Annotated in this window: 15 protein-coding genes; 3 read left to right on the forward strand and 12 right to left on the reverse strand. The window is 50.2% G+C overall.

The genetic code is table 11. The features are described from left to right. Positions 1 to 2 precede the first annotated feature (2 nt). The 3 genes from AC566Q_RS24170 to AC566Q_RS24180 all read right to left on the reverse strand — a co-directional run bounded on the left by AC566Q_RS24170 (position 3) and on the right by AC566Q_RS24180 (position 2,875). Positions 3 to 1,190 (reverse strand): hypothetical protein, encoded by a 1,188-nt coding sequence (locus tag AC566Q_RS24170; protein WP_499612059.1) that lies wholly within the window; start codon positions 1,188 to 1,190, stop codon positions 3 to 5. Further along, positions 1,187 to 1,654 carry a type 2 periplasmic-binding domain-containing protein gene (locus tag AC566Q_RS24175; protein WP_499612060.1) on the reverse strand — a complete coding sequence of 156 codons (468 nt, stop codon included), beginning with the start codon at positions 1,652 to 1,654 and terminating at the stop codon, positions 1,187 to 1,189. The genes AC566Q_RS24170 and AC566Q_RS24175 overlap by 4 nt, the downstream gene beginning before the upstream one ends. Before the next feature lie 156 nt (positions 1,655 to 1,810). Continuing rightward, a complete protein-coding gene (locus AC566Q_RS24180; RefSeq protein WP_499612063.1) occupies positions 1,811 to 2,875 on the reverse strand; it encodes a glycosyltransferase family 9 protein in 1,065 nt (354 codons plus the stop codon). Positions 2,876 to 2,960: 85 nt separating this feature from the next. On the opposite strand from AC566Q_RS24180, the gene AC566Q_RS24185 reads away from it, so the two are divergent. Together AC566Q_RS24185 and coaD are read left to right on the forward strand one after the other, a co-directional pair. Next, on the forward strand, positions 2,961 to 3,683 hold the full coding sequence (locus AC566Q_RS24185) for a 3-deoxy-D-manno-octulosonic acid kinase (RefSeq protein ID WP_499612065.1): 723 nt from the start codon (positions 2,961 to 2,963) through the stop codon (positions 3,681 to 3,683). A gap of 69 nt (positions 3,684 to 3,752) precedes the next feature. Next, the gene (gene coaD, locus AC566Q_RS24190; protein WP_499612067.1) at positions 3,753 to 4,235 is read left to right on the forward strand and encodes a pantetheine-phosphate adenylyltransferase; all 483 of its coding nucleotides are present in this window, start codon (positions 3,753 to 3,755) and stop codon (positions 4,233 to 4,235) included. Positions 4,236 to 4,245: 10 nt separating this feature from the next. Here the strand turns inward: coaD and mutM are convergent, their stop codons facing one another. The 9 genes from mutM to radC all read right to left on the reverse strand — a co-directional run bounded on the left by mutM (position 4,246) and on the right by radC (position 11,111). Then, a complete protein-coding gene (mutM, locus tag AC566Q_RS24195; RefSeq protein WP_499612069.1) occupies positions 4,246 to 5,061 on the reverse strand; it encodes a bifunctional DNA-formamidopyrimidine glycosylase/DNA-(apurinic or apyrimidinic site) lyase in 816 nt (271 codons plus the stop codon). Next, positions 5,061 to 5,537 carry a hypothetical protein gene (locus AC566Q_RS24200; RefSeq protein ID WP_499612071.1) on the reverse strand — a complete coding sequence of 159 codons (477 nt, stop codon included), beginning with the start codon at positions 5,535 to 5,537 and terminating at the stop codon, positions 5,061 to 5,063. Before AC566Q_RS24200 ends, mutM begins: the two co-directional genes overlap by 1 nt. Positions 5,538 to 5,626: 89 nt before the next feature. Beyond that, positions 5,627 to 5,782, reverse strand: a complete 156-nt coding sequence (gene rpmG / locus AC566Q_RS24205; RefSeq protein WP_012516577.1) for a 50S ribosomal protein L33 — start codon at positions 5,780 to 5,782, stop codon at positions 5,627 to 5,629. A 12-nt stretch (positions 5,783 to 5,794) separates the two neighbouring features. After that, on the reverse strand, positions 5,795 to 6,031 hold the full coding sequence (gene rpmB / locus AC566Q_RS24210) for a 50S ribosomal protein L28 (protein WP_105933571.1): 237 nt from the start codon (positions 6,029 to 6,031) through the stop codon (positions 5,795 to 5,797). Positions 6,032 to 6,246: 215 nt separating this feature from the next. Continuing rightward, positions 6,247 to 8,364: a YjbH domain-containing protein gene (locus AC566Q_RS24215; RefSeq protein WP_499612073.1), complete on the reverse strand. Its 2,118-nt coding sequence runs from the start codon at positions 8,362 to 8,364 to the stop codon at positions 6,247 to 6,249. Between the two features lie 2 nt (positions 8,365 to 8,366). After that, complete coding sequence (locus AC566Q_RS24220) at positions 8,367 to 9,095, reverse strand: capsule biosynthesis GfcC family protein (RefSeq protein ID WP_499612075.1); 729 nt, start codon at positions 9,093 to 9,095, stop codon at positions 8,367 to 8,369. Next, positions 9,095 to 9,790: a YjbF family lipoprotein gene (locus AC566Q_RS24225; protein WP_499612077.1), complete on the reverse strand. Its 696-nt coding sequence runs from the start codon at positions 9,788 to 9,790 to the stop codon at positions 9,095 to 9,097. The genes AC566Q_RS24220 and AC566Q_RS24225 overlap by 1 nt, the downstream gene beginning before the upstream one ends. 81 nt (positions 9,791 to 9,871) lie before the next feature. Further along, positions 9,872 to 10,264, reverse strand: coding sequence for a hypothetical protein (locus AC566Q_RS24230; protein ID WP_146129496.1), 393 nt, complete (start codon positions 10,262 to 10,264; stop codon positions 9,872 to 9,874). A 172-nt stretch (positions 10,265 to 10,436) separates the two neighbouring features. Beyond that, on the reverse strand, positions 10,437 to 11,111 hold the full coding sequence (gene radC, locus AC566Q_RS24235; protein WP_105934575.1) for a RadC family protein: 675 nt from the start codon (positions 11,109 to 11,111) through the stop codon (positions 10,437 to 10,439). 153 nt (positions 11,112 to 11,264) lie between these two features. Here radC and coaBC point away from each other — a divergent pair, with 153 nt between their 5' ends. Beyond that, a complete protein-coding gene (coaBC, locus tag AC566Q_RS24240; RefSeq protein ID WP_105934574.1) occupies positions 11,265 to 12,482 on the forward strand; it encodes a bifunctional phosphopantothenoylcysteine decarboxylase/phosphopantothenate--cysteine ligase CoaBC in 1,218 nt (405 codons plus the stop codon). Positions 12,483 to 12,524 lie beyond the last annotated feature (42 nt).

Here is a 12,524-nt window from a genome sequence, read left to right on the forward strand (position 1 = left end):
ACTCAGAACCAGTACATCAGTTGCACAGACCATGCATTCCAGTACGGCTTTGCATAAACCAGCGCATCAGGAAATACCACGGCAGTAAGGCGACCGGCACCGTGGGTACGGGAAAACTCGCCGCTGAGCCTCAGGTTTGATCGGATATCCCAGCTCATGCCTACGGTCAGTGTGTCCATATAACCATAGTGTTCAGGAATAGCGCCAAATGGATTGAACGCCAGTTGATCGCCGTGGCGGTCCTTGCGATCCACATCGTAGGTATCAAATCGCACCAGTCCGGTTAGGTTGTTTTGCAAAAAATAGCGCCATTGGAGATAGCCGCCCTCGCCGGTTTTATCAACATCCAGCGTGATGCCCTGGGTAAAGTCTCCCTCGTACATCAGGCGGTCGCGCAGCAGCTCCATAGTGAGTTCCCAGTTCTCGCTGTCATATCGGGCGGCCAGGGTAAGGCGGTCAAGAGCAGACTGGCCATTGAGCAGAATGTCCAGTGCGGTCGGCTCATAGGTAAACTCAGACTGCAGCAAACTAAAGCCAACCTGCCAGTGCATGGACTCTGGTTGCCAGTAGGTGCTGAACTGATGCGTAAAATCCTGTTTTACCCTCCCTTGTGCCTGCGGGCTTAACAGCTTTTCGGTATCTTCTCTGGCCAGCGGTGAGCGTCCATAGCTCCAACGTACTTCCCAGGTGCCAGTGCTGCCTGTTTTAGTGCTCTGTAGGGCAATACCGTCGCTGCTGAGAGCGAGATCGCGGTTACCATCGTAGTAGATAGACTGAGGCAACGAAATGGAAGGGCGAGTATGCGGCACATCCTGGGTAGCCGAATACCACCAGTGGCGGTTTTTATAGCGCCCCAGGTGCACGTTCACCTGCCAGTCAAACAAGCGGGTTAAGCGCCAGTCTAAAAATAAATAATCAAGGCGGGCTCCCTGGCGAAAACGGTTGCCGCCGTTCAGGTAGACTAACTGGCCGGACACGCTCAAAGACGGGTTAATCACATACGAGCCATTGATTCCTATTTCGGTGAGTTCGGCAGTGATCTCATTGCCGGTGGTAATGTAATTGCTATCGGTAGAGCTGGTGATGCCCTGGGCGACAAAGCCATGCCAGGAAAAGTTGTCCTGACTAGCCTGAATATGAGTAGTAAAGAGCAGCAGTGTTAATCCTACGCTGTACACAAAATGCTTCATAACGGCTCTCCCACGGTGATCGTCCTGGTATTTTTACTCATCGACTCAGGCGCTGGCAGATAGCCAATAGCCCCGGGCGTTTGGCCAATAATGTCTTGCAGGGCCTGCGTGGTACTAATGATTTCTGGCGCTTCACCTTGCCCAGAATACACTACACGCTGCCAGATACGTTCAAGTTGGTAGGGATAAATATTGAGTAAATCACGGCAAAAACGCTGATGAACATCACTTTGAGATGACAGCACGAAGACACTGATCCGACTGCCGTCGGGCCAGAACTGGGTTCGCCCGGCAAAGATCATCCGAAGTTGTGCGGGTGTTAGCGTAGTAATATCAACGGATTGATTAACCACCACCGCGATAGGCTGTGCTGGTGTCTCGGCCCGAGCAGTTGCTGTCCAGAGTGTTCCTATCCATAACAATAGGGCACCGAAGCAGAACGCTTTTAAAATCCAAATTTTCAAAGGTACGCCTTAACTAATATGGTAGTCATTTGCGTAGGTCCCTTCCTGCCGCTTAGTGCCTTCCCTGAGTTGAAAAAGCCCAACTATAAGTTTAGAAAAGAATTGAATTTTTTAAAGTGTTTATTGCTTTAATTTTAGTGCAATAAGCGCAGATCTTTAAACGCCTTCAAGCCGGTTGAGTACAGTATCGATAGCAGTATTAACCTTTTCAACACATATCATTGCCATCAGGTCTTCGCCTTTGGCCCGTTTGCCCCAGGGCAACGCTTGCCAGGGTTTGCCCGCCTGCTGTTCAATGCACTGGTCGTAAACCGAAACCACATCGGCCAGGTTGTTATAGGGGCCGGTACGACGCGGATTGGAATGCGCGTAAAGGCCGATGACCGGCGTATTCATTGCCGTAGCCATATGAGCAGGGCCGGTGTCGGGAGCGATAACCAAACAGGCCTCAGCGAGCACACCGGCCAGTTCTTTGAGTGTGGTTTTACCAATCAGGTTATCTTTGATGGGGGCGCCGGCTGCCAGGATAGCATCGCCGATGGTTCTGTCGAGGGGCCCCGGTCCACCGCAAAGGAATACCGGAACGTTTTTATTCGCAAGATGCTTAGCGGCTGCGGCATAGCCCTCCGCAGTCCAGTTACGTTCTGCCTTAGAGGCAGCCGGGCAGATAACGGCATAGCGGCCATATTGCTGCTTTAAGGTAATCCCCTTAGCCAGATCAGACTCGCTCAAAGGCAACTGCCAGGCAAGCTTCTCAACAGGCGCAATGCCCATGGCATCGGCAAACGCCATAAAGCCCTCCAGCACATGGGGATGCTGTTGCTTTGCAATGCGTTTATTAATAAACAGGCTATGGCCTTCTTTACTGCGGGACTTATCGAAGCCTAAACGTACTTTAGCCCGGATAGCACGGGACAGCAGATTGGCGCGCAGTGCTATTTGCATTACACAGAGCACATCGAAGCGTTGTGCTTTAAATTGCTGGCGAATGGCCTGCATCCCCTGACGGCCAGTTTTCTTGTCATAGATAACAAACTCCACGCCGTCCATGCCATTAAGCAACTGGTACTCTATCTTACCGATAATCCAGGTGATCCGGATGTCAGGCCTGGCACTCCTGATACGATTAACCATGGCTGCGGCATGACACACATCGCCAATGGCTGATAATCTAAGAATACATATTCTTGCATTTTGAGGGAGTTTTAATACACCTGACAAAGAATCTTCCAACTAGCACTGATAAACCCCGCTAATTTGATTACAATCAGCATGATTTAACAAGTCTTAATACTGAGAATTATCGTTGCAAGCCATACAAACCTATACATCAGGCCGTGATACGCTGTTACTTTGCGCCGACCAGTGCGAAGCATTCGGTATTCCTGTTCCTCCTCCTGAATGGTTACAGCAGTCACACTGGAAGCAGTCTGCCACCGCCAACAGCGGGCGCGGTCAGGCGATACTGATTGATAAGCCGGCGCAAATGGTACTGAGGGATTATTGCCGTGGCGGTCTGGTCAGGCATGTGTCTGAGAGACGGTTTATTTTCGGCGGGCTAACCACTACCCGCCCTTATCGTGAGCTCAACCTGCTTAATAAAATGCACCAGGCAGGTTTACCGGTGCCCAGAGGGCTGGCCGGGCGCGTCAGCCGCTATGGTGTCTGCTACGAAGCCAGTATCTTAATGGAACGTGTTCCGCACAGTTGTGAAGTGCATGAGCACCTGCTTGCAAAGCCACTTGCCGGCCAACACTGGCAACAAATAGGATGCTTAATAAAGCAGTTACATGATAATCAGGTTTATCATCACGACCTTAACATTCACAATATTATGATCGATCGGGACGATAAGTTCTGGCTGATTGATTTTGATAAATGTGCCGAGAAGGCCGGTGACCAGTGGAAAGCCGGTAATCTGAGCCGTTTAAACCGTTCCTTAAACAAGGAACAGGGCAAGTATCCAGGTTATCATTTTACGCCGGAAAACTGGGATAGCCTGCTAAGTGGTTATAATCAGCCTGGCTAGCCGGATGGCGATTGCATCCGCCGTAAAATCTGGTTACTGTTTTCTTAACTCAAACAATACTTATCTATTATGCATACACGAGCTATTTATCCGGGGACCTTTGATCCCATCACCAATGGTCATGCCGATTTAATCGAGCGGGCTTCACGCATGTTTGATGAGGTGATTATGGGGATTGCCGCCAATCCCAGTAAAAAGCCATTATTCACTCTGGAAGAGCGCGTGTCGTTGATTTCTGCGGTCACCAGTGAACTGGACAACGTTACCGTGATTGGTTTTTCCGGTTTGCTGGCGGAGTTTGCCCGTACCGAGAACGCCACCATTCTGATCCGTGGCCTGCGTGCGGTGGCAGATTTTGAATATGAGTTTCAGTTGGCCAATATGAACCGCCGGTTAAATCCGGACCTGGAAAGTGTTTTCCTTACCCCTTCGGAGGAAAACTCGTTTATTTCCTCAACGCTGGTGAAAGAAGTAGCCCTGCATCATGGCGATGTGGGTCAGTTTTGTCATCCGGCAGTTAAAGTGGCGCTGGAAAAGCGCTTACACGGCTAATCCGCAGCGCTTAGCGCTGGCACTGCGGACAGTAAAAGGTATTACGCTGACCAATGGTCAGGCTTTTAATGGGCGTTTCACAGGTTAAGCATGGCTCACCAGAGCGCCCGTAAACGTTGAGAGACTGTTTAAAGTAGCCCGGGTTACCATCGGTCTGGGTAAAATCTTTAAGTGTGGTACCGCCCTGCTGAATGGCTTTTGCCAGTACTTCTTTAATGGCGATGGTAAGCAGTGCATAGCGTTTTGCGCTGACCTTGCCCGCTTTACGACGTGGATCGATACCGGCCATAAACAACGCTTCGTTAGCGTAGATATTACCTACTCCCACCACAACCGCGTTATCCATAATAAAGTTCTTAACGGCCACCTGTTTGTTGCGTGATAACGTCACCAGACGCTCAGCATCAAAATCGATTGTCAGCGGCTCCGGACCAAGGTGAGCCAGTTGCTGCGGAGCCGGTTCGCCGGGGGCTTGCCAGAGGCAGGCGCCAAAGCGTCTGGGATCGTTAAGCCGCAGGCACTTGCCGCTATCCAGCACAATGTCGATATGGTCATGTTTGACCGGAGCTACGCTCGCCTCGAGAACCCGTAGTTTGCCAGACATGCCCAGGTGCAGAATTATCCGCCCGCCACCCGCCAATTCAATAAGCAGGTATTTGGCCCGGCGGTTAACGGCCGTAACCTGTTGACCAATCGCATCAGCGAGTGATTCTGGCACCGGCCAGCGCAAACGGCGATCGCGAACAATAATATTGCGGATTACCTGCCCTTCAAGAAAAGGGGCAACGCCAAGGCGACTGACTTCTACTTCTGGTAACTCAGGCATTACATTTCCTGCTCATCGGCCCGCCAGGGTAGCAGTTGTGACAAACGCACCTCATCGAGGGTATACCACTGCTGATCAAACTGTACCCAGAGGTTCTGATCCTTAGCCACAAAGGCATAAACCAGCCCCTGCGAGGCACCGGCTACCCAGACAACAGCTATCAGTGGTTCGGTTTGAGTGATTTCCCGCGGCGGCTTGGCGGGTTGCATTACGGCGTTACGCCACTGGCTGATTTGCGCTTCAGGCGTGCTGCTGAGGGTTTTATTGACGCCGTTCCAGCGCCACAGCTGACCAACCCGTTCGAGTTTAAAGCCGCTTTGCTCAATTTTGAGCACATGGGCGTTTTCCGGCAACAGCGGTAAGCTGACAGGCTGCTTACTTTCCGGCACAAAACGGTCCAGATTAAACAGGAAAATCATGCCTAACATGGCGAATATCACCACATTATTGAATCCTCGTTTGGACAGTCTTGACATAGTTTAGTTACCTGTTGAGATATACTGCTGACATTCACGCAAAAAACCCGGCAACGGCCGGGTTTTCGTGGAGACAAAAGCAAGTTTTATTACTTGATTTTGGCCTCTTTAAACATAACGTGCTTACGAACAACGGGATCATACTTTTTGATCTCCATTTTGCCCGGCATGTTACGCTTGTTTTTGTCAGTGGTGTAGAAGAAACCAGTACCAGCTGAAGAAACTAATTTAATTTTATCACGCATGATTTGGCTTCCTTAGATCTTTTCGCCACGGGCACGGATGTCTGTTAATACAGCATCAATACCTTTTTTATCGATAATACGCATGCCTTTAGCAGACAGACGCAGTTTAACGAAGCGGTTTTCGCTCTCAACCCAAAAACGGTGAGATTGAAGGTTTGGTAAAAAGCGACGGCGAGTCGCGTTTCTAGCGTGAGAGCGGTTGTTACCTACCGCAGGACGCTTACCTGTTACTTGACATACTCTTGACATTATTTGTCTCCAGAACAACGAATTTTGTCTCGCCAATCGGTCCCACCAGCAATTTGGGTGTCGGGTCTGATGACGTCTTAACCTTTAAATAAGAGGGCGCATTTTATACAGCAAATCTGCGCCGAATTCAACACTAATGCAGAAAAACCTGCGATCCTGAGCAAAAAACCGCCAACCGGATCCTTCAGATCGGCATTTATACCCTGTTTCAGCGCCTAATCCAAGAATGGCGATCGCATTTCTGTTACACCGATCAGCTGCACCGGACGGTTCAGCATCTGGCCGCCATCCCGGGCAATAGGTACCCATGGGAACTGGCCGCGCCCCGTAGCCGGCTGCAGAATAAACAGATCCAGCGGCACCGATACATAAAAGCCTTTAGTAAAGCTGCCTTCACCGTATTCTTCTGAGGAGACATTGGTAAATGAGGCAAATGCGCCTACCACAATGCCACTGTCGAAGCGTTTGGCGAAGTCGATATTGATACCGCGATCCTTAGCAAGGAACTGCCCTACGCTGGCTCTGATACGCGTATCCGGCAGAAAATCAGGCTGATAATAAGCCGAGGCAAAACCGGTGACCGCCGAATAATCCATAAAGGCCGTTGTGCTATCCGGGTCGCGCTGTTTCACGTAGTTGATATCCACACCGAAGGCAAAGTTACTGTCGATGGGGCGATACATAATTTCGCCGCCTACACCGCCGAACATGGTTTCCAGATAGCCGCCATAGCCCTGGTAATACCAATTATCCGCCAGTCTGTCGGACCACTGCATAAACACCGTATCAAGGGTTATCATTGGCCCGGTAACATACTCACGAACCCGGGTTCTTACCCGCGGCAAAAAGGCTTCTTCGGCATCTACGGTAAAGTTAAATTTATCGAAGTTATCCAGCAACGTGGTACGGATCCCACCATAGATCCCCAGATGCTCATTAAACTTATAGCCCACACTGCTCAGCAGCCCGATTTGGTATAAATAAAAATCTTCCGGGTTACCGAAGGTCTGCGTCCAGAAAAACTTGGTAGAGAAAAAAGCACCCGTAGCGCGATGTGGCTCGTAGGCATCAACCTGTTGCTGGGTGGGTGAAACACGCCGATAGGTATCTTCTACACTACTCTCTGGTACGCTATACGTTGCATGTTCACGGAACGTATCCGCATCAATAACGGTATCCACCATCGGGACATTATTGCTTTGTTCAACCAGGTGATATTGCTGAATAGATTCTGGCAGCTCTGAGGCCAGAATACGGCCAACCCGCTCAACGCCCTCATTGCGGTCGCGATATCTCGTTTGCAGGCCATAAAAAGTGGCCTGCTCATCGTCGATTTCCAGGTCGGTGATCACATAACCCCCGTGACGGCGCAGATCGTTATAGAGCTTCTGGCGATTCACTGCGGCAGCGTTTTCTGGCGGTTTAATGCCTTGAATTTCACGCGGTGGATTATCAATTTTGACCTGACTAACAGTATGCATATTCAGCTTATAGCTCACGCCAAAGCCGATAGTATTGCCGCGCTGATAATTAAGTGAAAAATCAAAGTTATTCCAGCGGTAGACAGCACCAAAGTTCCAGCGGGAGTCCTGCTCCAGGGCACCGGCGCGGTCCTGCTGGTAATTATTCCCTTCAAACTCTGCTTTGAAACTCAGGCCTTCCAGCGGAGTCTGATACTCTACCCCGCCAAATACCGCCATAGGCCCTTTAAAGAAGTTCTGGTAATCAACCTTACCGCCGCGGCCAGAAAAGCCGTCCGGGCGCTCGCAGAAGCTGTCTCTGAGCTCACAAAAAGGGTTAGTGATATCGTTCTGATAACCTAAGTGCCCCCAGCCTAAACCAAGGTGAAAATCGAATGGCCCTACCGCTTTACTGGCATTAACAAACTCGCTTTCAAAAAAGCCGGTGCCGCCGAAATCTCTGAAACCCACCGAGATATCCGGTAAATAATAGCTTTCTTCCCACAGGCGGAATTTTACGTCGAGGCCTTTATCTTTCAGGGTTTGGTCACCACTAAAGTCGTCGACATTGCTGTATAGCCGGGTACGCACGTCGGTGTACCGGGCGGTAGCTTCCATCCAGGGGAACAACTGCAGACTGACCGACATAAAGCGGTATTCCTGGTTGTCGGTGTAACTCATCGACAGGGCGCCTTCCGGCATCATCCGGGCGGTTGGCGTTTGCCAGAGTCCTACACCACCCTGCACCATCTGACTGGGGGTTACTGAGTAAGTCGTTGGCTGATCGGATTCGTCAGCCCGGGTCTGCGGCACGGCTGTCATGCAGGCCAGCGCCAGAGTCGACAAAGAGAAAGAAAAACGCGGAGCAGCCAAGGTTACATCCTATGCATCATAAGTTGGGCGATTTTGTCATTGAGCGGACCAATACGGTCGAAAAACAGCTCATCCTGAAGCGGTATAAATATTTCACTGCCGGGCATCGGTTTAACAAACTGGCGATTCCAGTAGGCGATACCAAGCTTTTTCACGTCACCATCGGGTTCGAGCAAATAGGCAATATCCCGATGGGCATTGGCCGCCAAATCGACGCTGTCGATATAATCTGTAACTGTTAGCCCGGTTTTAAACGGTAACGCCGTGGCCTGTTGCACCATGCCAGTGAGCCGAACCATCTGTGAGCGTTGCTTAAAACGAATATAGTACTCACCGGTATTGAACTGCGGGTTAAGGGCAGGATTAAGCCGTGCCTGATCATAATCAACAATCACGTTGAGACGGCGCATCAACTGCCAGCTGCCTATTTCCTGGTATAACGCAGAGAGCTGTCGATATTCAGAACTGCCCTTAGACTGCTCACGGATCAGCGCTGCCAGTTGTTGCAGAATATCTGCCCGTTGCTGCTCTATTTCAGGTGCATTTAACTGGTAAACCGCCGCATTAGCCCAGTACTGAGTAGGCTTTTGTTCAACGATAGACAATACCGTGGCCAGGCGCACCGGGCGGTCGAAGGTATAAATCTGGCCGGCCACATTGAAAGTCACTGCGATGTCTGCAGTGGCTGAATAAGAAAGCAAACCGAGCATCATACAAAGTACACGTAACATCAATTTGCCTCCCTGGCGTTAATCAGGCGGGCGATACGGCTCACAAATGTCATTTTCATCAGATCGGAATTCGGCGTGGCTTTCTGTTCGCTGTAAATAATCTGCCCGCTGGTCTGTTCCAGCCAGTAGACGTTTTGCCAGGAGGTCTCATGAGTCCAGTAGGGTTTATCAATATCGATGGAAACCGTTTCGGTGACCGGAATTACGGTGAATGCTTTATCGTAAAACGTGACCTGTTGTGGGGCGCCGCGCTGCCACTGAGAATCCACTGGCAGGCCATAGTGGTGTTCTTCCACATCGATATGATACTGCCAGTTAGCCTGCGATAACTTATCTGCGGCTCTAAGCGGATTGTTTTCGACATTGTCCGTATACTGCAGGTCAACATCCAGACCGGCGATACGAATGATTTTATCCCGATCCATGGCTACCACAACGTGGTCTGCAGACACCCATTTATCCTGCCCGTCTTCAATATAGGCCAGGGCCATGTATACGGGTAAACGCTCGCCGTGCAGGACTTTAAGGAAATCAACTTTACTTTCCCTGACCTGCTCAAATGATAATGAAGGCCCATCTTCAAAAAATGCCAGACGGAGGGTTTCCAGGTACAACCTGTTAACATTAGAACAACCAACCAGCAAGACGCTGACGGCTACCATGATGAAAAATCGAAGAAATGTTGCAACAGACATGAAAGACTCGGTTCAGCCTAATGTAATTCCATAACCAATAAAAAAGCCGCCCAACAGGCGGCTTTCTAAAACTGTTTTCGCTTACTGAGGTACAGTAGGCAAATAAGTAGTAGTTACCGGAACGGTGATAGTAGTAGTTACGCCGTTGGTATTGGTAGTAGTTAAGGTATTTGTTACGTTGTAACAAATGCCGTCTACCAGGTCGTCACCAGCAGAACACTCTGGGTCAGGGTTTTCACCGCCGCCACCAGTACCAGTGTCAGTATTAGTGTCGTTACTCGCGATAACAGAGCCAACTACTGCCGCGGCGATTACACCACCAGCAATACCAGCAGCACCTAAGCCACCTAAAGCGCCACCGACACCACCAGCGCCGCCAGCACCAGCACCCGCACCAGCTTCACCGGTTTGTTGTGCATTCGCAGACATTGCCATAGCGGCAGTGATCAGCGTAATAAGCAATGATTTTTTCATGTTTAGTCCTTTCTATGGGATATCCGCCAAGTGATCATACTAAAGCATTTTTACCGGCAGATCACTAGGGTTGGCGTAAAAAAGTACAACTTAAGATAAAATATACCGGTATAAAAAAACAAACTAAAGTATAAATTTTCAAACCTTTATACCCCTTCGGTAACTCAGATGATCACATTAAGCCCTGCTGGGCCAGAGAACACACCTGATTATCGGCCACAATAAAATGGTCGAGCACCTCAACATCCACCAGCGCCATGGCATGTTTTATATCCCGGGTTAAGCGGATATCTGCTTCGCTGGGAGTGGGATTGCCCGAGGGATGATTATGCACCAGAATAATCGCTGCCGCGTGGTCGGCAATCACCTGCCTGACGATTTCCCGGGGGTAAACAGCAGCGGCATTTATAGTACCGGAAAACAGCTTTCTGAACATAATTAACTGATGCTGGCTATCGAGCATTAATACGCCAAACACTTCCTGTTTTAAGTCGCGCAGCTCAGCCCGCAGGTAAAATTTAGCATCTTCGGCGCAATGAAATACCGAGCGTTTATATAATGGCTCAGCCAGTTGGCGGCGGCAGATTTCCATGGCCGCCTGGAGCTCGCAATAGCGGGCTTTACCAATGCCAGGCAGCGCACAGAGTTCGTGACTGGAGGCGGAGATAACTCCGCGTAAACTACTAAAATGGGCCAGTAACGTTCCCGCCAACTCCAGTACGGTAAGACCCCGGGTGCCGCTACGCAGAATAATCGCCAGCAGTTCGGTATCAGATAATTGCTGAGGCCCATATTTTAGCAGTCTCTCGCGGGGCCGCTCCTGTAGCGGCCAGTGATGAAGTGTCAGCGTCATAACATCTCTCGGTAATGTAACGTTGATAACCTCAACAGACTAAGTGAAAAGTTGCCGGCCAACTACTGCACCTGAGCCGGGTTTTCGCTACACACCAGGTGCCGTGCATGCTAATCTTTGACTGTTTAGCTGGTCGGACATAGACACATGACGTTACAAGGTAAAAAAATAGTACTGGGGATTAGCGGCGGCATAGCGGCCTATAAAACCCCTGATTTAGTGCGTAAATTGGTCGCTCAGGGTGCGCAGGTTCGCGTGATCCTCAACCAGTCCGGCGGGCATTTTGTCAGCGAACTGTCGCTGCAGGCCGTGTCGGGTTTTCCGGTTAGCACGGATTTACTGGACCCCAGCGCAGAAGCCGCCATGGGCCATATTGAGCTGGCTAAATGGGCCGATATTCTGCTGATAGCGCCAGCCACTGCCAACACCATGGCTAAACTTGCTCACGGCATTGCCGACGACTTACTGACCACGGTATATCTGGCAACTTCGGCAACGGTGTGTATTGCCCCGGCCATGAACCAACAAATGTGGAAAGCTAAACCAACTCAACACAACCTGCGATTATTACGGAGCTATGAAACGCACATTCTCGGCCCTGCTGACGGCGCCCAGGCCTGTGGCGATATCGGCCCAGGCCGGATGCTGGAACCAGAAAAAATCGTTGAATGTTTAAGCTCAATACTCAATAAGCCGCAGCCATTGCGGGGTAAACGCCTGTTGATCACCGCTGGCCCCACCCGGGAAAGCCTCGACCCGGTGCGTTTTTTGTCTAATCACAGCTCGGGCAAGATGGGTTTTGCCATTGCAGAACAGGCCCGAAGCCTTGGTGCCGAGGTAACCCTGATAGCCGGCCCGGTTGCTTTGCCCACGCCAGCTGGGGTAACGCGAATAAATGTAGAAAGCGCCGGACAGATGCTCGAAACTGTTATGGCCAAGGTAAACAGTCAGGATATTTTTATCGCAACCGCTGCCGTCGCCGATTACCGGGCAGAAAATGTAGCGGACAATAAAATCAAAAAAAATGCCGATGAGTTAACACTTACTTTTGTAAAAAACCCTGATATCCTAAAAACAGTAGCAGGTTTGCCTAAGCCACCATTTTGCGTTGGTTTTGCTGCAGAGAGCCAGGATGTTGAAGCTTATGCAAAACGGAAACTGGCCGATAAGAAACTCGATATGATTGCGGCGAATGATATTACGGTTGCCGGATTAGGGTTTAACAGTGACGCCAATGCGTTACAGGTGTTCTGGCCGGAGGGGCACTGTGATTTACCCGCCCAGCCTAAAACTGAGCTCGCACTGGCGCTGTTGAACGTAGTCATTGAACGATATCAAGAAAAAAACGACACACTGTCATTATAATTCACAATAAAGTGGAAACTGTTGTCACTCAATAATATGGTG

This window comes from Alteromonas sp. H02, from assembly GCF_059682525.1.

What these genes read in the sequence shown, in the direction of transcription:
- coaD (WP_499612067.1), top strand. Translation starts at nt 3,753, where the DNA reads ATGCATACACGAGCTATTTATCCGGGGACCTTTGATCCCATCACCAAT.
- mutM (WP_499612069.1), bottom strand. Translation starts at nt 5,061, where the DNA reads ATGCCTGAGTTACCAGAAGTAGAAGTCAGTCGCCTTGGCGTTGCCCCT.
- AC566Q_RS24225 (WP_499612077.1), bottom strand. Translation starts at nt 9,790, where the DNA reads ATGTCTGTTGCAACATTTCTTCGATTTTTCATCATGGTAGCCGTCAGC.
- AC566Q_RS24200 (WP_499612071.1), bottom strand. Translation starts at nt 5,537, where the DNA reads ATGTCAAGACTGTCCAAACGAGGATTCAATAATGTGGTGATATTCGCC.
- coaBC (WP_105934574.1), top strand. Translation starts at nt 11,265, where the DNA reads ATGACGTTACAAGGTAAAAAAATAGTACTGGGGATTAGCGGCGGCATA.
- AC566Q_RS24220 (WP_499612075.1), bottom strand. Translation starts at nt 9,095, where the DNA reads ATGTTACGTGTACTTTGTATGATGCTCGGTTTGCTTTCTTATTCAGCC.
- AC566Q_RS24170 (WP_499612059.1), bottom strand. Translation starts at nt 1,190, where the DNA reads ATGAAGCATTTTGTGTACAGCGTAGGATTAACACTGCTGCTCTTTACT.
- rpmG (WP_012516577.1), bottom strand. Translation starts at nt 5,782, where the DNA reads ATGCGTGATAAAATTAAATTAGTTTCTTCAGCTGGTACTGGTTTCTTC.
- AC566Q_RS24230 (WP_146129496.1), bottom strand. Translation starts at nt 10,264, where the DNA reads ATGAAAAAATCATTGCTTATTACGCTGATCACTGCCGCTATGGCAATG.
- rpmB (WP_105933571.1), bottom strand. Translation starts at nt 6,031, where the DNA reads ATGTCAAGAGTATGTCAAGTAACAGGTAAGCGTCCTGCGGTAGGTAAC.